The sequence below is a fragment of the Rhodopseudomonas pseudopalustris genome, assembly GCF_900110435.1.
In the GTDB taxonomy this organism is placed as follows: domain Bacteria; phylum Pseudomonadota; class Alphaproteobacteria; order Rhizobiales; family Xanthobacteraceae; genus Rhodopseudomonas; species Rhodopseudomonas pseudopalustris.
Map to the genome: position 1 here is coordinate 136,124 of NZ_FODT01000011.1, position 20,205 is coordinate 156,328.

Genomic DNA, 20,205 nt, shown 5'->3' on the forward strand with positions numbered 1-20,205 from the left:
GTCTACGACGAGAGCGCGATTTCGTTCCCGGCGCTGCCAGACCGCGCGTCGTCAGCGGGGCAAGGCCGGGGGTGATCGGCCGGTTCAATCAGTCCGGCTTCACAGATGCGCGAGGTAGTGCGCGAGTGCGTAGATTTCTTCTTCGCTGAGCGGGTAGGCGACGTCGGCCATTGCCGCCATCGCGCCGCCGGAGCGCTGGCCGGATTTGAATTCGTTGAGGGCTTTGATCAAATATTCCTCGCGCTGGCCGGCAAGACGCGCGGTGGCTTTGATGCCGGCGTAGTTGTCGGTGTGGCAGGAGGCGCAGCGCCGGCCTGCGGCGGCCTGGGCGCCCTTGCGGGAGAGATCAGGATCGTCGTCGGGCTTGCGGTTCGTCATCGGCGGCAGCGAGGCGTAATACGCGCCGAGATTGCGAATGTCCTCGTTGCTGAGGTCGTCGACGAACGGCCTCATACTGGCGTTCTGCCTAGTGCCGCTGCGGAAGAAGATCAGTTGCCACTGAATGAACAGGTCCGGCTGTCCCGCCAGCGACGGCGTGTATTCCATTCCCGAGACGCCGTTCTCGCCATGGCAGCCGGTGCAGAGCTCGGCCTTGGCCCTGCCGGCCTCGAGGTCGGCGGCGCGAAGGGCGGTCGATGCGCCCGCGGTGCCGAGCGCAACGAGGATCAACGCGGCCGCGCAGCGAGTCATGGTGGGCCTTTTCTTGTTGGATGACGGACCGATCGACAAGTCTTGACATCACGCCGCTGGCGGCAGTCGCCTTGCGATCGCCGCCGTGCTGCAAAATGCGAGGATCAGCGGCTCACTTGCTGTAGCTGATGCGATAGATCGCGCCGGCCCAATCGTCCGCCACCAGCATCGAACCGTCTTTGGCCAGCACGATGTCGGCGGGTCTGCCGAGATAGCCCTGGTCGCCTTCGATCCACCCGGTGGCGAAGTTTTCCTGCTTGGCGTTCTTGCCGTCCGGATCGACGATCACGCGCTTGATCAGCGCGCCCTGATACTTGTGACGATTCCAGGAGCCGTGCTCGGCGATGAAGATGTTGTTCTTGTACTCGGCGGGGAATTGGTCGCCGGTGTAAAACTTCATGCCGAGCGGAGCGACATGCGCGCCGAGGTTCAGCACCGGCGGCGTGAACTCGGAGCATTTGTGCCCCATCGCGAATTTCGGGTCCGGCATATCGCCCTGATGGCAATACGGATAGCCGAAATGCTCGCCGAGCTTCGAGATCATGTTGAGCTTGTCGCTCGGCATGTCGTCGCTGATCCAGTCGCGGGCGTTTTCGGTGAACCAGTATTTGCCGGTGCGCGGATCGACGTCGCCGCCGACCGAATTGCGCACGCCGAGCGCGACCAATTCGGCGTTGCCGGTCTTTGGGTCGATGCGGCGGATCTGCGACAGCGAGGTCGGCGGCAGGCCGATGTTGAAGGGCGGGCCGAACGGCACGTAGAACCAGCCGTCCTTGTCCGCCGCGAGATACTTCCATCCGTGCGCGACGTAAGACGGCATATCGTCATAGACGACCTTGCCGTCGCCGAGCTTGTCGAGACTGGCTTCGGCGTTGTCGTAGCGGATCAGCTTGTCGATATCGATCACGTAGAGCGCGCCGTTCTGGAATGCGATGCCGGTCGGCATCTTCATGCCCTTGAGGACGGTCTTGACCTGTTTCTTGCCGTCCTTCTCGGTGATCGCATAGACGTTGCCGAGGCCGAACGAGCCGACGAACAGCGTGCCGTTGTCGCCCCAGGCCATTTGCCGCGCCGCCAGCACGCCCGAGGCGTAGACTTCGATCTTGAAGCCCGGCGGCAGCTTGATTTTCTTCATCATCGCGGCGAGTTCGGCATCGGACGATCCGGTCGGCGGGCCGGCCGGCGGCGCGAGACCCTTCTGCGCCTCGGTCTCGTCGCCGAGGAACCAATCCGGCGGCGGGTTGGTCCAGAAGTCCTTCTTGTCGGAATCGTATTTCTTGAGGCCCTGAGCGGCAGCTTGATCGAGAGCCCCGATCGCCAGGACTGCAGCGCATGCAACAACGGATCGTCTGAAGATCGACTTCATCGCGTCCTCCCTCGCACGGCCACTGCTGCAGCCGCCATTTTTGTTGTCGACACCGGCGAGCGGTCGTCGCAACGAGCGACAAATGCGCCAGTGACGAGACGCTATCATAGCCGCTGCAAGTGAGAAGGATGATTAAGTGCAAATTGCGATCGTGCTGAGCTAACGCCTGATGAGTTCGCCGGGCCGCGGCGGCGACTTCGCTGCGATGCACTTGATGCAGTGCGGGTGCGATCGCGTAGAATAGTATTATTAGCGATTACCAGCGTTGCTGCTTTGTGCGGTTGCGAAATCAATCAGCTGATGGCCTCGGTCGAAATAGGCGGGACGGCGGATCGTCGCCGTCCCGCATCGTGGTGAATCCTCAGAAGATCCTGAGCGCGTTTTGCAGGGTGACCCACATGCCCCAGGCGAGTGGAATGCCGACGAAGGCCCAGAAGGCTGCGGTGCGGGCGTCGAGGCCGCCCTTGCCGATGCCGTAAGAGCCGCCGCCACTGCTCGCGGCCGCGCCCTTGGCCTGCAAGGCTGCGACGTCTGCCGGCTTCATGAACCATTTGTCGGCGAGCGGCTTCACCAGCGCGTTGCAGATCAGGCCCACCACCAGCATCCCGGCCAGGATGTACATGGTGAAGTCGTACACCTGCGCACGCGGCACGCCGGCGGCGATTTGCGCCTCGCGGATGTAGTTCACCACCACCGGACCGATGATCCCCGCGGTCGCCCAGGCGGTCAGCAGCCGGCCGTGGATCGCGCCGACGAACTGGGTGCCGAAAATGTCGGCGAGATAGGCCGGCACCGTGGCGAAGCCGCCGCCATACATCGACAGGATGATGCCGAACGCGACCACGAACAGCACCTTGCTGCCCATCGCGGCGAGCGTCGGCGCCAGCGCATAGAGCAGGATGCCGAGAAGGAAGAACACGTAATAGGTGTTCTTGCGGCCGATGTGGTCCGACAGCGACGCCCAGAAGAACCGGCCGACGATGTTGAACAGCGACAGCAGGCCGGCGAAGCCGGCGGCGATGCCGGCGATCATGGTCTTCTGTTCGGCGGAGAGCTGGTTGAAGCTGAGATCGGGAAGCCCGATCAGCTTGCCGGCGAAGATTTCCTGCAGCATCGGCGAGGCCATGCCGATGACGCCGATGCCGGCCGAGACGTTGAGGCAGAGCACCGTCCAGATCAGCCAGAACTGCTTGGTCTTATGCGCATCCTTGAGATGCACATGGTGCTCGGTGATCATGGTGTTGGCCTTGGCGGGCGGCGTCCAGCCTTCCGGTCGCCAGTTCGGCGGAGTGATGCGATAGGCGAACGCGCCGATCGTCATGAACACGAAATAGATCAGGCCCATCACCAGGAAGGTTTGCCAGACACCGACGTCGGTCGGAGTCTTGAAATAATTCATAAGCATGTTCGCGAGCGGCGCGCCGATCATCGCGCCGCCGCCGAAGCCCATGATCGCCATGCCGGTCGCCATGCCGCGCCGATCGGGGAACCACTTCACCAGCGTCGACACCGGCGAGATATAGCCGAGCCCGAGGCCGATGCCGCCGATCACGCCGGAGCCGAGCCACAGCAACCAGAGCTGATGCGTGTAGATGCCGATGGCGCCGAGCACGAGGCCACCCGACCAGCAGATCGCCGAGACGAAGCCCGCCTTGCGCGGACCGGCGCGCTCCAGCCAGCCGCCCCATATCGCCGCCGACGCGCCGAGCAGCACGAAGAACAGCGTGTACATCCAGCCCATGCTGGCGACGCGCCAGTCGCAGGTCGTGGTCACCAGCTCCTGGAAGATCGTCATATCCGAGCAAACCTGCGGCGCGGACAGGCCGACGGCGCGCGACAGCGGCAGCCAGAACACGCTGAAGCCGTAGGCCATGCCGATGCAGAGATGGATGCAGAGTGCGGCCGGAGGAACCAGCCAACGATTATAGCCGGCGGCCGCGATGATGCGTTCGCGATCGAGTAGACCCGGCCGTGCACCGGACAGCCGTCCGGTCCCTTCCAAGGTTGTCATGTGGTTTCCTTCCCCTAGTGAATCGCCCGTTTTCGGGCTGATGTCCTGTCGCTTGCAGTTTCCTATGTCGTCGTTTTCAGCGCCTCCACGGCCGCGCGCACGTCGGGCGCGAGACCTTCTCCGCCCGCGTCGAGATGCGCGACGATCGCCGTGCGCATCCGCGGGTCCCAGAATTTCCTCAAATGCTCGGCGATGCCCGGCACCGCTCTGTCCGCGCCCTGGCTGCGAAAGAACGTGCCGATCTGATTGGCCATATAGACGAGCCGGTCAGGCGACATCGGTAGCTTCCTCGTGGGTTCCGCCGCTGATCCGGCCGGGATGGGAAAAGACTTCAAATCCGTCGGCGCGCGCGATCGCGGCGAGCGTCACGCCGGCCGCCTCCGCCATCCGAACCGCAAGTGCGGTCGGCGCCGACACCGCGACCAGCAGCGGCGCGCCGAGCGCAGCCGTCTTCTGCACCATCTCGACCGACACCCGGCTGGTGAGCAGCACGATGCCGTCGCCGGTCGCGATCTGTTGCCGCGCCAGCGCGCCGGCGAGCTTGTCGAGCGCATTGTGACGGCCGACATCTTCGCGCAGGCTCACGATGCCGCGCGCCGACGTCCAGAACGCGGCCGCATGCACCGCGCGGGTTTCGATGTTCAGTGTCTGCAGCGGCGGCATCGCCTCGATCGCGGCGATGATCTGCTCCGGCGCAAAGTGGCCGCCCGCGCCGACGATCGCCGCCGGGCGCAGCGCCTCGGTGATCGAATCGACCCCGCACAGCCCGCAACCGGTCGGTCCGGCGATATGGCGGCGGCGCTGCTGCAGGCGTTCGGCTTCAGCGCCGCCGATCCACATCCGCAGTTCGATGCCGTCGTCGAGTGGCACGATCTCGAAAGTGTCGATCTGTGAGGGGGCGTCGATCACGCCTTCGCTGAGGCTGAAGCCGATCGCGAAATCCTCGAGATCCGCCGGCGTCGCCATCATCACCGCATGGGTGCCGCCATTGTAGCTGATCGCGACCGGCGTCTCCTCGGGGATGGCGCGCGCGCCATCCTGCATCCGGCCGTTGCGCCAGGTTCTTGTCGTGGTGGTCTGGACAGTCGGTCGCATCGTCACTCCGCGGCTTCGGCGGCCGAGGCGATCCTGCGCGCCGCGGTCGCCTGCTCCTCATAGGCGCGCTGCCACTCCGACGGACCATTGGACGGCGACACCTGTACCGCGGTCACCTTGTATTCCGGGCAATTGGTCGCCCAGTCGGAATATTCGGTGGTGACGACATTGGCTTGCGTGTCGGGATGGTGGAACGTGGTGTAGACCACGCCCGGCGCGACCCGATCGGTGATCAGCGCGCGCAACGTCGTCTCGCCGGCGCGGCTCGCCAGCCGCACCCAATCGCCGTCTCTGACACCGCGCTGCTCGGCATCGTGCGGATGGATTTCGAGCCGGTCCTCATCATGCCACACCGTATTGGCGGTGCGCCGCGTCTGCGCGCCGACATTGTACTGCGACAGGATGCGGCCGGTGGTCAGCAGCAGCGGGAAGCGCGGCCCGGTGCGCTCGTCGGTCGCGACATATTCGGTGATAACGAACTTGCCCTTGCCGCGGACGAAGTGATCGATGTGCATCACCGGCGTGCCTTCCGGCGCGTTGGCGTTGCACGGCCACTGGATCGAGCCGAGCTCGTCGAGTCTTGCGTAGGAGACGCCGGTGAAGGTCGGCGTCAGCGTGGCGATCTCGTCCATGATCTGCGACGGGTGGTCGTAACTCATGCTGCAGCCGATCGCCTCGGCGAGGCGAAGCGTGACTTCCCAGTCCTCCAGCCCGTTCTTCGGCGTCATCACCTTGCGGACTCGCTGGATGCGGCGCTCGGCATTGGTGAAGGTGCCGTTCTTCTCCAGGAAGGTCGAACCCGGCAGGAAGATATGCGCGTAGTTCGCGGTCTCGTTGAGGAAGAGATCGTGCACGATCACGCATTCCATCGCTTCGAGGCCGGCGGCGACGTGCTTGGTGTTGGGATCGGACTGCAGAATGTCCTCGCCCTGCACGTAGAGCGCCTTGAACGAGCCATCGACCGCGGCGTCGAGCATGTTGGGAATGCGCAGGCCCGGTTCGCTGTTGAGCGTCACGCCCCACAGCGCCTCGAAGCTGTCGCGCACCGCGTCGGTGGAGATGTGGCGATAGCCCGGCAGCTCGTGCGGGAACGAGCCCATGTCGCAGGCGCCCTGAACGTTGTTCTGGCCGCGCAGCGGGTTCACGCCGACACCTTGGCGGCCGAGATTGCCGGTCACCATCGCCAGGTTGGCGATCGCCATCACGGTGGTCGAGCCCTGGCTGTGTTCGGTGACGCCGAGGCCGTAATAGATCGCGCCGTTGCCGCCGGTGGCGTAGAGCCGCGCCGCTTCGCGCAGCGCTTGCGGATCGACGCCGGTCATCGCTGCGGTCGCTTCCGGGCTGTTGTTCGGCTGCGCCACGAACGACGCCCAGTGCTCGTATTCACTCCAGTCGCAGCGTTCGCGCACGAAGGCTTCGTTGGCGAGCCCCTCGGTGACGATCACATGCGCCAGCGCGGTCAGCACCGCGACGTTTGTGCCGGGCTTCAGCGGCAGATGCTGCGCTGCCTCGACATGGGCCGAGCGCACCAGGTCGATCCGGCGCGGGTCGACCACGATCAGTTTGGCGCCGGCGCGCAGCCGCTTCTTCAGCCGTGAGGCAAACACCGGATGGCCGTCGGTCGGATTGGCGCCGATGATCATCACCACGTCGGTGTGCTCGACCGAGTCGAAATCCTGGGTGCCGGCCGAGGTGCCGAAGGCGGTGGAGAGGCCGTAGCCGGTCGGCGAGTGGCAGACCCGAGCGCAGGTGTCGACATTGTTGTTACCGAAGCCGGCGCGGATCAGCTTCTGCACCAGGAAGGTCTCTTCATTGGTGCAGCGCGACGAGGTGATGCCGCCGATCGAGTCGCGGCCGTATTTGGCCTGGATGCGCTTCAGCTCCGCGGCCGCATGGGAGAACGCCTCGTCCCAGCTCACCTCGCGCCACGGATCGGTGATCCTGGCGCGGATCATCGGCTTGAGGATGCGCTCCTTATGGTTGGTGTAGCCCCAGGCGAACCGGCCCTTGACGCAGGAATGGCCGCGATTGGCCTTGCCGTCTTTATACGGCACCATGCGGACCACTTCCTCGCCGCGCATCTCCGCCTTGAAGGTACAGCCGACGCCGCAATAGGCGCAGGTGGTCACCACCGATCGCTCCGGCGTGCCGATCTCGATCACCGATTTCTCGTTCAGCGTCGCGGTCGGGCAGGCCTGCACGCAGGCGCCGCAGGAGACGCATTCCGAGCCGAGGAAGGATTCCTGCATCCCCGGCGACACCACCGAGCCGAAGCCGCGGCCGGCGATGGTCAGCGCGAAGGTGCCTTGCACCTCCTCGCAGGCGCGCACGCAGCGCGAGCAGACGATGCACTTCGACGCATCGTAAGTGAAATACGGGTTGGACTCATCCAGCCCCGGATTGGGATGCTTGTCGCCGGAGTAACCGTAGCGCACGTCGCGCAGGCCGACCGCGCCGGCCATGTCCTGCAATTCGCAATCGCCGTTGGCCGAACAGGTCAGGCAGTCGAGCGGATGGTCGGAGATATACAGCTCCATCACGCCCTTGCGGATCTGCTTCAGCCGCTCGGTCTGGGTCTTCACCACGAGGCCGTCGGCGACCGGCGTGGTGCAGGACGCTGGCGTGCCGCTGCGGCCGTCGATCTCGACCAGGCACAGCCGGCAGGAGCCGAACGCGTCGACCATGTCGGTGGCGCACAGTTTCGGGATCGCGGTGCCGATCTCCATCGCCGCACGCATGATCGAGGTGCCCTCCGGCACCGACACGCTGCGGCCGTCGATCGTCAGCGTCACCATCGTTTCGGATGGCGAACGCGGCGTGCCGAAATCGATTTCGTGGACCAGAGCCATATCGTCGTCCTTTATTCCGCAGCCTGCAGGCGGCGCGGCGCGAGGCCGAAATCTTCCGGGAAATGCGTGAGCGCGGACAGCACCGGGATCGGGGCCAGGCCGCCCAGCGCGCACAGCGAGCCGAATTTCATGGTGTTGCAGAGGTCTTCGAGCACGGCGATGTCGGCCGCGGGCTTGTCGGCGGCGATGATCTTGTCGACCATCTCGGCGCCGCGGGTCGATCCGATCCGGCACGGCGTACACTTGCCGCAGGATTCGATCGCGCAGAATTCCATCGCGAACCGCGCCTGCTTCGCCATGTCGACGGTGTCGTCGAACACCACGACGCCGCCATGGCCGACCATGCCGCTGCGCGCGGCGAAGGCTTCGTAGTCGAACGGCGTATCGAACAGCGCGCGCGGAAAGTACGCGCCGAGCGGCCCGCCGACCTGCACCGCGCGGACCGGGCGACCGCTCAAAGTGCCGCCGCCGATCTCGTCGACCAGTTCGCCGAGCGTGATGCCGAACGCGACCTCGAACAGCCCGCCATGCTTGACGTTGCCGCCGAGCTGGATCGGCTTGGTGCCGCGCGAACGTCCCATGCCGCAATCCGCATAGGCCTGCGCGCCGCCGTCGAGAATGTAGGGCACCGCCGAGAAGGTCAGCACGTTGTTGATCACGCTCGGCCGGCCGAACAGGCCCTTATGGGCGGGGAGCGGCGGCTTGGCGCGCACCGTACCGCGCTTGCCCTCGAGGCTTTCCAGCATCGAGGTTTCCTCGCCGCAGATATAGGCGCCGGCGCCGACCCGGACCTCGATGTCGAAGGAATCCGTCGAATGACAGATGTGGTCGCCGAGATAACCGGTGCGCCGCGCCGCCTCGATCGCGGCGTTCATCGCCTCGACGGCGTGGGGATATTCCGAGCGGATATAGATGTAGCCCTTGGTGGCGCCGACCGCGATTCCGGCGATCGTCATGCCCTCGATCACCATGAAGGGATCCCCCTCCATCAGCATCCGATCGGCGAAGGTGCCGCTGTCGCCCTCGTCGGCGTTGCAGCAGATGTATTTTTGGCCCCGGCCGGCCTGCGCCACGGTCCGCCATTTCGTCCCGGTCGGGAAGCCGGCGCCGCCGCGGCCGCGCAGGCCGGACTTGACGACGTCGTCGATGATCGAGTCCGAACTCATCCTGAGCGCGTGCTCCAGACCGCGATAGCCGCCGTGCGCGCGGTAATCGTCGATCGAGCGCGGGTCGACGATCCCGCAGCGGACGAAGGTGAGGCGGGTCTGCCGCTTCAACCACGGGATCTCCTCCGTCAGGCCCAGCTTCAGCGGATGATCGCCATCAGACAGGATCGCGTCGAGGATCGACGGCACGTCCGCAATTGTCGTCGGTCCGAACGCCACGCGGCCAGCCGGCGTGTCGACCTCCAGCATCGGCTCCAGCCAATACAGTCCGCGCGAGCCGGGCCGGACCAGATCGAGCATCAGGCCGCGCTCGTGCGCGAGGCGGCAGAGCTCGGCCGCGACCTCGTCGGCGCCGACCGCGAGCGCGCCGGAATCGCGCGGAACAAAGGCGCGGATCGTCATCGCTGCGCCTCCGTCATCAAGGCATCGAGGCGGTGCGCGTCGAGGCGGCCGAACACACGGTCGTCGAGCATCGCGGAGGGCGCCGTGGCGCACAGGCCGAGGCAATAGACCGGCTCCAGCGACACCGCGCCATCCGCGGAGGTGGCGCCGAAAGTCACCCCCAGCCGGGTTTCGGCCTGCGCCGCCAGCGCGTCGCCGCCGGCGGCCTGGCAGGCCTCGGCGCGACACAGCTTCAACACGTGGCGGCCGGGCGGCTCGCGGCGGAAGTCGGGATAGAACGTGACGACGCCGTGGATTTCAGCGCGCGACAGATTGAGCGCCTGCGCCACCATCGGCTCGGCGGCCTCCGGCACATAGCCGAACGCCTCCTGCAGCGCGTGCAGGATCACCAGCGTCGGTCCTTCCTTGTGCGTCAACCCGGCGATGATCTCAGCGGCGCGGGTCGTATCCCATGGTTCGTTTTTCATCGGCGCTCTTTTCGGCGTTGGTTCGCGGCCGATGAAAGTAAGAATCGTTCAAGGAATCAATAAAGCTGTCCAATGCTGCGATACGGAAACGGTAATGAGGCAGAGGAAACCCTGGCTCAGCTCTGCAACGATGGCGCGACCTCGCGCGCAACCTGCATCAGCGCGGCGACCTGCGGCGTGTAGGGTTCGCGGGGCGGCACGACCAGCCCGATGCTGTAGGACACCATCGGATCGACGATCGGGATGGTGCGGACGCCATCACCGAGGCCCAGCGTTTCGGCGAGCTTCGCCGGCATCACGCTGGCCCAGCGCCCTGTCTTGACGTGCGTATAAAGAACGATGATCGAATTCGACGTCAGCGTCGGGTGCGCAGCCGTGCCGGCTTCCCGAAGCGCGCGGTCGATGATGCGGCGGTTCTGCATGTTCGGCGTCAGCAGGCACAGCGGAACCTGTCCGACTTCCTTCCATGTCACCTGATCGCGATCGCCGAACATGCCATCGGGCGAGGTGATCAGCCGGTAGCTCTCCTGATACAGCGGGACGCTGCGGACTTTGCCGAGCGGTTCGTTCTCGATGTAAGTGAGCCCGGCGTCGGCCTCGAGGTTTTCCAGCAGGCCGAGCACTTCGGACGAGGTGCAGGACAGGATGCTGAAGCGCACATTGGGATAGCGGGCCCGGAACGGCGTGGTCAGCGATGCGACCATGCCGAGCACCGTCGGGATCGCCGCGATGCGTAGTTCCCCCGACAGCCCATCCTTCAGCGTGTTGATTTCCTGCTTCATCGCGCGGGTGTCGGCGACGATGCGGCGGGCCCAGTCCAGCGTGCGCTGGCCTTCCGGCGTGAAGCCGAGAAAGCGGGAACCGCGCTGCACCAGCATCACGCCGAGGATCTCCTCGAGTTGCTTGATGCTGGTCGACATCGTCGGCTGGGTCACGCCGCAGGCTTCCGCCGCACGTCCGAAATGGCGTTCCTTGGCGAGCGCAAGCAGCAGCTCGAGCTTGTCGATCACACCGGCCTCGATCAATTTACGGAGAATTTCGTGAGTCTTGCCCGATCGGGCGGCGTTCGGCAAGACGGCTCCGTCGGCGCGCGGCCGCGCGGCAAGCTCGTCATCGACGAAATAACAAGACCCCGCCTCCCGATTGCGGCATCGGGAGTGCGGGGCCAGTCAGGGGAGAGACGAACCCTTGCGCGCGAAAACGCAATATGTTGCGCGCGGAGTAACGTCGACTATTCAAGTAGCCGATCGTCAGTAGCGCGGCTTGAGATGAATCAAACTTCCCCGATGGCTTGGAAAGTTCCGAAAAGCCGATCCAATCAGCGCCCGCCGCCCGCCCGCCGCGCGTAGCAATGGAAGCCGCCATAGATGCCCGAACGATCGCGCGCGAAGCCGATCGCGCTGCGCTCCTCGTCGCGCTGCCACACCTGCTGCAGCGGCGCGAGCGCATCGGTCTCGAGCGGCGATTCGGCGCCCGCGGTGCGGAAGATCACCTGCACCGAATCCTTGCCGGCGCGATCGATCGCGTCCCACAACGCCCGAACTTCATCGGCGGCCATCCAGTCCTGCGAATCCAGCAGCACCAACGCGTCGATCTGCCGGGCCGGCAGGCTTTCCAGGAACACCCGCAAATTCTCGTGTACCGGAATGATCAGTCCGGCGCCGGAGCGCATCTGCGCGTAGCGGCTGCGCTGCAGATACAGCGGCAGGCAATCGTCGCCGGGTCCGGGATAGCGCCGGCTCAACGCCTGCCAGGCAAAGTAGTTCGTCTCATTCGGGTAGCCGTTGATCAGTCGCAGCAGCCGTGCGTGCAGCACCTCGTTGAGCGGCTGGTCGCCGCCGAGCAGATCGCGCTGCTGCGGCGGAATGCCGAGGCTGAACAGCAGCGCGGGGGTGCGCGTCAGCAACTTGGCGAAGCGCGAATGGAATAATCGATCGAGTCGCTGCAGCGCGGCCTGGCGCTCCGGCGACTCCGGCGCCGCCTCGAGCAGCGCCGACAGGTCGATCTTCGCGATCTTCGCCAGCAGATGCGCAAAGCCGATGAAGCTGCCCAGCGCGCCGTGACGATAGAAGCCGTTGGTGAAGTAGCGGTAGCGCGGACGGCCGCGGAAATCGCGCTCGTCCCAATAGCTGCGCGCGTCGCCGTCGAGCTGCGGCCGCAGTCGCTGCCGATACAGGTCGGAATTGTCGTCGGCCATGCCTTCGCCGAAGAAGCGCCAGAACTGCTCGTAGTCGGGCAAGGCCCGCAGCCCGGCGAGCTTCAGCTTCAGCAGAGCGAGATGCGCTTCGTTGAGGTCGACCGCAAACACCTGTGCGGGTTTGGCGGTAAGGTACGACAGCGCGTTGCAGCCACCGGAGGAAATCGTAACGATCGTCGAGCCGATCGGCAGTTGCAGCGCAGCGAGATCCGCCTCGGGATCTTCCCAGATCTGGGTATAGACCAGCCGGCGGAACCAGATCGAAAACAGACGATCCCAGATCGTCGACTCGCTGCGATCCTTGCTGTTGCGGACTGCATCCGCGATGAGCTGCTGTGTGTTCATACCATCCTCGAATCGGCAATCGATCGAGGATAGCTGCGGCGCACTGCAGTTTTGCGACAGTCCGGCGGATCGGATGCCGACGCTTGTCATCACCCTGTCGTCGCAAAGGTGGATGGATGGCGGACGATTCCCAGATCGAGGGCGCACTCCGTGACCATGATCCGCTCCGAAATCTCCGCTGATTCGTCGTGGCCGATCGATGCGACGACGCGCATGAACCGGATGTACCGGTACCAGCGGCACATCTACGACACCACGCGCCGATACTATCTCCTCGGCCGTGACGAGCTGATTGCCGGTCTCGCGCCGGCCGTCGGCGATAATGTGCTGGAAGTCGGCTGCGGCACCGGCCGCAATCTGATCGCTGCGGCGAGCCGCTATCCGAACGCGCGCTTCTACGGCTTCGACGTCTCGACCGAGATGCTGACCTCGGCGATCAGCGCGATCGCCCGCGCCGGCTTGAGCGGTTCGGCCAAGGTCGCCCATGGCGACGCCACCGCGTTCACCGCGCGGGCGGTGTTCGGTCAGCCGATCGCGTTTGATCGCGTGATGATCTCCTACAGCCTGTCGATGATTCCGGACTGGACCGCGGTGATCGAACGCGCGATCGCCAGCCTCAAGCCGGGCGGTCAGCTGCACATCGTCGATTTCGGCGATCAGCGCGGCTTGCCGCGGATCGCCCGCGATGCTCTGCGTCGCTGGCTGGGGTTGTTCGGCGTCACCCCGCGCGACGGCCTCGAGGCGACGCTGATGCAGATCGCCGTGCGGACCGGCGCCGGGCTGAAATTCGACCGGCCCTATCGCGGTTACGCGCAGGTCGCGGTGCTGACCCTGCCGTCGCGGCGCCCTGCGGCATGACCGGATGGCCCGCGCTGTTTGCCGCGGGCTTGTTGGAGATTGTCTGGGCGTAGGAGCCGAAGCACTCCGACGGCTTCACCAAACTCTGGCCTGCGTTCGGCGGACGCTGAAACTCAGCACGCCGGCATGATGTCACGGTGATCCGACCAAGGCGGCGATTGACAAGGCGGACGCGGCCGCCTTCTATCGGCATGTTCAGGTGTGCCGGAGTCTTCCGGCACAGGGAAGCCGGTCCGGGCGCCTTTGGCGGCGCCTCAAGCCGGCGCTGCGCCCGCAACTGTAGGCGGCGAGCGATCCTTCATCGTGCCACTGGGCCCGTCGGGTTCGGGAAGGCGGAGGATTGCGACGACCCGCGAGCCAGGAGACCGGCCTGAGCCACGTCATCTTCCAGCGTGCGGTGCGCGCGGCTGGGGCGGTCCGCCGCATGGGTGACAGGAAACTGCTCACCATTCGGGGCTCGCCATGTCCGAGACGATCACGCAAAAGACTGCACTTTCCGCTCCATCCGATGGATTTCGCATTCGGCTGGTCGCCTTGCTCGGCGGGTTGGTCATCGCCAACATTGCCACCTGGGCCTGGGCGCTGACCGCTTTCGCCGGCCAGCCGGTGCTGATCGGCACCGCGGTTCTGGCCTACAGCCTCGGCCTTCGCCATGCGCTCGACGCCGACCACATCGCGGCGATCGACAACGTCACCCGCAAGCTGATGCAGGAGGGCAAGCGCCCGATCGCGGTCGGGTTCTTCTTTGCGCTCGGTCATTCCACGGTGGTGCTGGTGGCGTCGCTGGCGATCGCGCTGGCGGCCAGCTCGTTGACGGAACGCTTTTCCGGCTATCGCGAAATCGGCGGGGTGATCGGCACCTCGGCATCGGCGCTGTTCCTGTTTGCGATCGCGATCGCCAATCTGTCGGTGTTGAGCGGCGTCTACCGCGCCTTCAAGAAGGTGCGCGCCGGCGAGGTGGTCCATGACGACGACATCGACGCGCTGTTGCAGCAGCGCGGCTGGCTGGCGCGGCTGTTCAGGCCGCTGTTCCGCTTCGTCTCCAAGAGCTGGCAGCTGTATCCGATCGGGCTGTTGTTCGCGCTCGGCTTCGAGACGGCGAGCGAGATCAGCCTGTTCGGCCTCGCCGCCAACGCGTCCGGAACGATCTCGCACTGGTCGATCCTGATCTTCCCCGCGCTGTTCGCCGCCGGCATGACGCTGGTCGACACCCTCGACGGCGTGCTGATGCTCGGCGCCTATGGCTGGGCCTATCGCAACCCGGTGCGCAAGCTGTACTACAACATGACCATCACCTCGGTCTCGGTGCTGGTCGCGATCGTGATCGGCGGCATCGAAACGCTCGGGCTGATGGCCGGGCGCCTGCATCTCGAAGGCGCTTTCTGGGAGTGGATTTCCGATCTCAACGCCAATTTCGGGACGCTCGGCTACGGCATCGTCGCGCTGTTCGTCGCGAGCTGGATCATCTCGACCATCATCTATCGCGCTAACGGCTATCACAGGCTCGACGAAAGAGCGCCCGTGGTGCAGGAATGAGTGCCTATGACAACACGCCCAAAACCGGATTCGCGAGCTTCGGTCGTGACGGCCGCTTTGCTGATTCTGGTCGGCGTGCTGGCGCTCGGCTCGCTGGGGGTCGGGCCGGTGAAACTGTCGCCGCTGACCGTGATCGACGCCCTGATCGGCCGCGCCGGCGATGTGCAGCAGATCATCGTGCAGCAGATCAGGCTGCCGCGCGCGATCCTGGCGCTGGCGATCGGCGGCATTCTCGGCTTGTCCGGCGCGGCGCTGCAGGGTCTGCTGCGTAACCCGCTGGCGTCGCCGTCGCTGTTCGGCGCGCCGCAATCGGCGGCTTTCGGCGCGGTGCTGATCATCGCGCTGGGCTGGGCCGATGTTCGGTCCTACGCGCTGCCGGTCGCCGGCATTACGATGGCGTTCGTCTCGGTGTTCATGCTGCTCGCGGTGGCCGGCCGCAGCGCCAACCTGCTGCTTCTCATTCTTGCGGGTCTGGCCATCTCGAGTCTCGCAGGCGCCGCGACCGCGCTGGTGATGAACCTCTCGCCCAATCCGTTCGCCAGCCTCGAGATCGCGTTCTGGCTGCTCGGCTCGCTCGAGGACCGCAGCTTTCGCCACGTCGCGCTGGCGCTGCCCTTCATCCTCGCCGGCGGCGTTCTGCTGCTCAGTCAGCGCGCCGCGTTCCGTGCGCTCAGCCTCGGCGAGGAAACCGCGCAGAGCCTCGGGGTCGATGTCGGCCGGTTGCGGCTGATCGTGATCATCGGCGTCGCGCTCGGCGTCGGCGGCGCGGTCTCGGTCTCGGGGACGATCGGGTTCATCGGTCTGGTCGCGCCGCATCTGGTGCGGCCGCTGATCGGCCACGATCCGGCGCGGCTGCTGGTGCCGAGCGCGCTCGCGGGCGCAGCGCTGCTGCTCGCCGCCGACATCGCGGTGCGGGTCATTCCCTCCACCACCGATATCAAGGTCGGCGTGCTGACCTCGATCATCGGCGTGCCGTTCTTCCTGTATCTGATCGTGCGGGAGCGTCGCGCCTTGGGCGGAGGCTTCTCATGACCGAGCCGGCCCTTCTGGTCGCGCGGAATCTAGGCGTCGCGTTGTCCGGTCACGAGGTGCTGCACGGCCTGTCGCTGGACTTGACGCGCGGCCATCTCGTCGCGCTGGTCGGTCCGAACGGAGCCGGCAAGACCACGCTGCTGCGGGCGCTCGCGGGACTCATCGAATCGCGTGGCGAGGTGACGATCGGCGGCGATGGATTGTCGAGGCTGCCGCTGCGTGAGCGCGCCAAGCGTTTCGGCTATCTGCCGCAAGGTCATCTGGTGCACTGGCCGCTGCCGGTGCGCGACGTCGTCGCGCTCGGACGCTTTCCGCACGGCGCGACGGATCCGGCGCGGCTGTCGCCGTATGATGCCGAGGCGGTCGCCCGCGCGATGCGGGTCACCGATGTCGCGCGCTTCGCCGATCGTAGCGTCAATGAACTGTCAGGCGGCGAGCGCAGCCGCGTCGCGCTGGCGCGGGTGCTGGCGGTCGAGGCGCCGGTGGTGCTGGCGGACGAGCCGACCGCGTCGCTCGATCCGCGCTATCAGCTCGACGTGATGCAGACGCTGCGCCAGGCGGCCGATGCCGGCACGCTGGTGATCGTGGTGACTCACGACCTCGGTCTCGCGGCGCGCTTTGCCGATACAGTTCTGGTGATGGCGGACGGCCGGCTCGCGGCGCAGGGCGCGCCGCATCAGGCGTTGTCGGATGCCGTCCTGCAGCAGGTGTTTCGCGTCAGCGCCTATCGGGCCGATTATCAGGATAGCGGCGTGATCCTGCCCTGGACCGGGGTCTGAACGATGCGAAGGCGCGCGCTGTCCGCTCTGGTGGTTGCGCTCGCTGCGGCTGTGCTGTCGCGCGCCGATGCCGCGCCGTTGCCGCGCCTCGCGTCGATCAATGTCTGCACCGATCAGTTGCTGATGACGCTCGCCGATCCGGAGCAGATTCTCGGCCTCAGCCCTTATGCGCGCGACGAGGCGCGGTCGTTCCTCGCGAACAAGGCCGCCGCCTTTCCGATGCTGTCCGGCGAGGCCGAGGACGTGCTGATGCTGAAGCCGGACATCGTCGTCACTGGTCGCTACACCAAACGCGCGACGCGCGAGCTGCTGAAGCAACAGGGCCAGCGCGTGATCGAGTTCGATACGCCGCGTACGCTCGACGAGGTCAAGGCGCTGATCCGCACGATGGGCGATCTGGTCGGTCACCCCGATCGCGCGACCGCTGCGAACGCCCGCATCGACACGGCGATCGCGACAGCCCGGAAAGCCGCGTCCGACAAGGCTTTTCGCGTGCTACCGCTGGAGCGGCGCGGCTGGGTTTCGGGCGGCGATAGTCTGATGACGTCGCTGCTGTCGACCGTCGGTCTGGTCAACGCTGCGAGCGCGCTTGGTATCAAGCTCGGCGGCTTTGCATCGCTCGAAGCGGTCGTCAGCTTGCGTCCGGACTATTTGCTGATCTCCGAAGACGGCGATTTTGCCGAGGACGAAGGCCGTGCTTTCGTGTTGCATCCCGCGCTCGAACGGTTCTACCCGCCGTCGAAGCGGATCACGATTCCGGAGCGGCTGACGGTGTGCGGCGGGCCGATGCTGGCGGATGCGCTCGATCATCTGAGCGCCGAACTCTCTCGCGTGGAGCACTGAATTGCTGTTGGATTCCAACGCGTTGCTGATCGTCGTCGCGGCGCTTCTGATCGATGCGGTGATCGGCGATCCGGACTGGCTGTGGAAACGGCTCGCGCATCCGGTGGTTTTGATCGGGGCGTTGATCGGCTGGCTCGATGGTGTGCTGAACCGTGAAAGCTGGTCGGATGGCCGGCGGAAATCGGCGGGGGTTCTCGCCATTCTGGCGGTGATCGCGGTCACCGGAAGCGTCGGCTTTTTCATCGAAGCGCCGTTGCGGCAAGGTTGGGGCGGTTGGGGCGCAATTGCGGCGGTGGCGGCGACGCTGATCGCGCAGCGGAGTCTGTACGATCACGTCGCCCGAGTCCGCGACGCGTTCGCCGCGGGCGGGCTGGAGGCGGCGCGCGAGAAGGTCGCGCTGATCGTCGGGCGCGATCCGCAGACGCTGGACGAGGCCGGGGTCTCGCGCGCGGCGATCGAATCCTGCGCGGAGAATTTTTCCGACGGCGTGGTCGCGCCGGTGTTCTGGCTGGCGGTGCTCGGGCTACCAGGCTTGCTGATCTACAAGGGGATCAACACCGCCGATTCGATGATCGGTCATCTCAACCCGCGCTATCGCGCGTTCGGCTGGGCGGCGGCGCGGCTCGACGACCTCGTCAACTGGATCCCGGCGCGACTCTCGGGCGTGCTGATCGCGCTGGCGGCGCCGGTGGTGCGCGGATCGATCAAGCAGTCGTTCGCCGTGATGCGGCGCGATGCGCGCAAGCATCGCTCGCCGAATGCCGGCTGGCCGGAGGCGGCGATGGCCGGCGCGCTCGGCATCGCGCTGGCGGGTCCGCGGATCTACGGCGGTCAACTCACCGACGATCCGTTTCTCAACGACGGCGCGCGCGCCGCGGCGACGCCGGATGATATCCGCCGCGCAACGCGCGTGCTGATCGCAGTCTGCGTATTGCAGGCGGCGATCTACGCCGCGCTCTGGTTGGTGCTGTGACGGGATCGCGCGATCGCGATCATCCGGTCGACATCCAGATGGGTTTCGAGATGATCGGCCAGCGCATCGAGCGCGGCTTCGACCTGTTGGTCGTAAGCCAGCTCGGAGGCGATGCCGAGCCCGGCGAGCCAGGCCTTGCGGAATGTATCGTTGGTGAACAGGCCGTGCAGATAGGTGCCTTGCACCCTTCCGCCCGGCGAGATCGCGCCATCGGGGCGGTCGCCGATCGTCACCACCGGGCGGGCGCAGTCGGCGCCGTGGCTGCGGCCGAGATGAATCTCGTAGCCTTCGACCGGCGCGCCGGTGGCGCAATGCGTGCCGCTGACCAGCGTGGTCGATTTGTCGCCCTGCATGATGGTCTCGATATCGAGGAGTCCGAGCCCTTGCACCGTGCCGGCCGCGCCGTCGATGCCGTCGGGATCGGCGATGCTGCGGCCGAGCATCTGATAGCCGCCGCACAGTCCCAGCAGATGGCCGCCGCGGCGGACATGCGCGGCGATGTCGATGTCCCAGCCCTGCGCGCGCAGAAAGGCGAGGTCGCCGAGCGTCGATTTGCTGCCCGGGATGATCACCACGCTGGCCTCGGCGGGGATCGGCTGGCCCGGCGGCACGAACACCAGCTTGACGCCGGGCTCCATGCCGAGCGGATCGAGGTCGTCGAAATTCGCGATCCGCGCCAGCATCGGCACCGCGATCACGCGGGTCGATGAAGAGGCGCGGGCGCGATCGAGATCGACGGCGTCCTCGGCCGGCAACAATGCAGCCTGCGGCAGCCATGGTACCACGCCGAGCGACGGCCAGCCGGTGAGGTCGGTGATGGCGGTGAGGCCCTGATCGAACAACCGGACGTCGCCGCGGAATTTGTTGATCAGATAGCCGCGCACCATTGCGCGCTCGTCGCCGTCCAGCACCAGATGGGTGCCGGCGAGGCTGGCGATCACGCCGCCGCGCTCGATGTCGCCGGCGATCACCACCGGCACCTGGGCGGCGATCGCGAAGCCCATATTGGCGATGTCGCCGGCGCGCAGATTGATCTCGGCCGGCGAGCCCGCGCCCTCGATCAGCACGATGTCGGCGTCGCGCGCCACGCGCGCGAAGCTGTCCAGCACGTGCGGCATCAGCGCCGCTTTCTTGTCCAGGAAGTTTTTGGCGCCGAGCCGGCCGAAGCGTTGGCCCTGCACGATCATTTGCGCGCCGGTGTCGGTCTCGGGCTTCAGCAGCACCGGGTTCATATGCACGCTCGGCGGCAATCTCGCCGCGCGTGCCTGCACCGCCTGGGCGCGTCCGATCTCGCCGCCGTCGGCGGTGACGGCGGCGTTGTTCGACATGTTCTGCGACTTGAACGGCGCGACCTTCAGCCCGCGCCGCACCAGCGCGCGGCACAGCCCCGCCACCAGCGTCGACTTGCCGGCGTTGGAGCAGGTGCCCTGAATCATCAATGCGGGGGTGGGAGTGGTCATTGCAACATTCACCCGTGCAGCGTTCGTGTGAGCGGCGGTGCGCCTGCCCGCGCACGAAGATCACCCTCCCCTGGAGGGGAAGGGTCGCTCGCGTAGCGAGCGGGGTGGGGTGGCGAAGAGTTCATCCATCGTGCCC

Annotated in this window: 17 protein-coding genes and 1 riboswitch; of the genes, 6 read left to right on the plus strand and 11 right to left on the minus strand. The window is 66.2% G+C overall.

The window, feature by feature from the left end; translation table 11 throughout:
• Positions 1–99: 99 nt before the first annotated feature.
• From BMY71_RS19630 to BMY71_RS19675, 10 genes are all read right to left on the minus strand, one after another.
• On the minus strand, positions 100–690 hold the full coding sequence (locus BMY71_RS19630) for a c-type cytochrome (protein WP_175557729.1): 591 nt from the start codon (positions 688–690) through the stop codon (positions 100–102).
• Positions 691–802: 112 nt separating this feature from the next.
• Positions 803–2,056, minus strand: a complete 1,254-nt coding sequence (locus tag BMY71_RS19635; protein ID WP_092685846.1) for a PQQ-dependent sugar dehydrogenase — start codon at positions 2,054–2,056, stop codon at positions 803–805.
• A 361-nt stretch (positions 2,057–2,417) separates the two neighbouring features.
• Positions 2,418–4,067 (minus strand): OFA family MFS transporter, encoded by a 1,650-nt coding sequence (locus tag BMY71_RS19640; RefSeq protein ID WP_011501045.1) that lies wholly within the window; start codon positions 4,065–4,067, stop codon positions 2,418–2,420.
• 62 nt (positions 4,068–4,129) lie between these two features.
• Positions 4,130–4,345, minus strand: coding sequence for a formate dehydrogenase subunit delta (locus BMY71_RS19645; RefSeq protein ID WP_011501046.1), 216 nt, complete (start codon positions 4,343–4,345; stop codon positions 4,130–4,132).
• Positions 4,335–5,162, minus strand: coding sequence for a formate dehydrogenase accessory sulfurtransferase FdhD (gene fdhD / locus BMY71_RS19650; protein WP_092685847.1), 828 nt, complete (start codon positions 5,160–5,162; stop codon positions 4,335–4,337). The genes BMY71_RS19645 and fdhD overlap by 11 nt, the downstream gene beginning before the upstream one ends.
• A 2-nt stretch (positions 5,163–5,164) precedes the next feature.
• The gene (gene fdhF, locus BMY71_RS19655; RefSeq protein ID WP_092685848.1) at positions 5,165–8,011 is read right to left on the minus strand and encodes a formate dehydrogenase subunit alpha; all 2,847 of its coding nucleotides are present in this window, start codon (positions 8,009–8,011) and stop codon (positions 5,165–5,167) included.
• An 11-nt stretch (positions 8,012–8,022) separates the two neighbouring features.
• The gene (locus BMY71_RS19660) at positions 8,023–9,579 is read right to left on the minus strand and encodes a formate dehydrogenase beta subunit (protein WP_092685849.1); all 1,557 of its coding nucleotides are present in this window, start codon (positions 9,577–9,579) and stop codon (positions 8,023–8,025) included.
• The gene (locus BMY71_RS19665; protein WP_092685850.1) at positions 9,576–10,046 is read right to left on the minus strand and encodes a formate dehydrogenase subunit gamma; all 471 of its coding nucleotides are present in this window, start codon (positions 10,044–10,046) and stop codon (positions 9,576–9,578) included. Before BMY71_RS19665 ends, BMY71_RS19660 begins: the two co-directional genes overlap by 4 nt.
• 116 nt (positions 10,047–10,162) lie before the next feature.
• Positions 10,163–11,056: a LysR family transcriptional regulator gene (locus BMY71_RS19670; RefSeq protein WP_041805612.1), complete on the minus strand. Its 894-nt coding sequence runs from the start codon at positions 11,054–11,056 to the stop codon at positions 10,163–10,165.
• 308 nt (positions 11,057–11,364) lie between these two features.
• Positions 11,365–12,588: a BtaA family protein gene (locus tag BMY71_RS19675; protein WP_092685872.1), complete on the minus strand. Its 1,224-nt coding sequence runs from the start codon at positions 12,586–12,588 to the stop codon at positions 11,365–11,367.
• Between the two features lie 156 nt (positions 12,589–12,744).
• Between BMY71_RS19675 and BMY71_RS19680 the strand changes: the two genes are divergently transcribed.
• The 6 genes from BMY71_RS19680 (at position 12,745) to cbiB (ending at position 18,609) form a co-directional block, all read left to right on the plus strand.
• Positions 12,745–13,446 (plus strand): class I SAM-dependent methyltransferase, encoded by a 702-nt coding sequence (locus BMY71_RS19680; RefSeq protein WP_092685851.1) that lies wholly within the window; start codon positions 12,745–12,747, stop codon positions 13,444–13,446.
• A gap of 180 nt (positions 13,447–13,626) precedes the next feature.
• Positions 13,627–13,834: riboswitch (cobalamin riboswitch) on the plus strand.
• Positions 13,835–13,908: 74 nt separating this feature from the next.
• Complete coding sequence (locus BMY71_RS19685; protein ID WP_092685852.1) at positions 13,909–14,982, plus strand: HoxN/HupN/NixA family nickel/cobalt transporter; 1,074 nt, start codon at positions 13,909–13,911, stop codon at positions 14,980–14,982.
• 6 nt (positions 14,983–14,988) lie between these two features.
• Entirely contained in the window at positions 14,989–16,014 is a 1,026-nt protein-coding gene (locus BMY71_RS19690) for a FecCD family ABC transporter permease (protein WP_011501055.1), read from the plus strand.
• On the plus strand, positions 16,011–16,793 hold the full coding sequence (locus BMY71_RS19695; protein WP_092685853.1) for an ABC transporter ATP-binding protein: 783 nt from the start codon (positions 16,011–16,013) through the stop codon (positions 16,791–16,793). The genes BMY71_RS19690 and BMY71_RS19695 overlap by 4 nt, the downstream gene beginning before the upstream one ends.
• A 3-nt stretch (positions 16,794–16,796) precedes the next feature.
• Positions 16,797–17,636 (plus strand): ABC transporter substrate-binding protein, encoded by an 840-nt coding sequence (locus BMY71_RS19700; RefSeq protein WP_092685854.1) that lies wholly within the window; start codon positions 16,797–16,799, stop codon positions 17,634–17,636.
• 1 nt (position 17,637) lies between these two features.
• Positions 17,638–18,609 carry an adenosylcobinamide-phosphate synthase CbiB gene (gene cbiB / locus BMY71_RS19705; RefSeq protein ID WP_092685855.1) on the plus strand — a complete coding sequence of 324 codons (972 nt, stop codon included), beginning with the start codon at positions 17,638–17,640 and terminating at the stop codon, positions 18,607–18,609.
• Here cbiB and BMY71_RS19710 read toward each other — a convergent pair.
• Positions 18,582–20,069, minus strand: a complete 1,488-nt coding sequence (locus BMY71_RS19710; RefSeq protein WP_011501059.1) for a cobyric acid synthase — start codon at positions 20,067–20,069, stop codon at positions 18,582–18,584. The genes cbiB and BMY71_RS19710 overlap by 28 nt on opposite strands.
• Positions 20,070–20,205 lie beyond the last annotated feature (136 nt).